Source organism: Polaromonas sp. P1_G2, assembly GCF_056405515.1.
This window is the reverse complement of record NZ_JBFUBY010000678.1, coordinates 1-632: the sequence shown is the minus strand read 5'-3', so window position 1 is coordinate 632 and position 632 is coordinate 1. Positions and strand designations below refer to the sequence as shown.

Below are 632 nucleotides of genomic sequence, written 5' to 3'. Positions count from 1 at the left end.
GTTTTCACGCCCACGCAGCTTGGCCATCACGGCATCAGCTTCCGCCCGTAGCGGAGTGTCTGCTGCTTCAACAAGGGCCTGCGGCAGGGCCACTGCCAACAATGCGCACTTGAGCAGCGTTGCATCCAGCAGCACTGGGCGTCGAAATGTTTGCGTCTCGGAAACTGACACGCCCTTATCGGTGTCTTGCGTTGCGCGGAAGGGTGGWCTCACCGCAAGTAGCGCGCGCTCGTGCGCAGCAGTCCAACCCGCGGGGCGCTCCTCATCTTCGGCGTTGTCAATGTTTAGCTGCCACCCGTCCGCGTTCTGGTTTCGACTCCACACCGAGCGCCAAGGGCGTAGGTCACCAGTTGTGTAGGCCAGCACAGCCGACGGTAATGCAATCTGCGGTGGCGAGCTGTCGCGAAGCGGCCAGCTGCCGAGGGCAATCAGTGCCGAGAAACCGGGCACTATCGGCACACCCTTGAGGTCCAGGTGTTCGATGCAGGCATCGAACACCTCCTGGCCATTCTGATCGTCAAAGGCAAAGCGCTCGTGCAGCCACAAGCTGGCTCGCTGCCGGCTGCCCGGGCAGTGTAGGAGCAGGGTACGGTGGTTCGGCGACCCGCGCGCGCCCAGTTCATACACCAAGC

General features: G+C 62.9%; 1 protein-coding gene. It reads right to left on the bottom strand.

Features of this window, described 5'->3' with window-relative positions:
• On the bottom strand, positions 1 to 546 hold a 546-nt coding region (locus tag AC1D0P_RS26905; RefSeq protein WP_477679526.1), incomplete at its 3' end, for a hypothetical protein.
• Between the last annotated feature and the right edge of the window lie 86 nt (positions 547 to 632).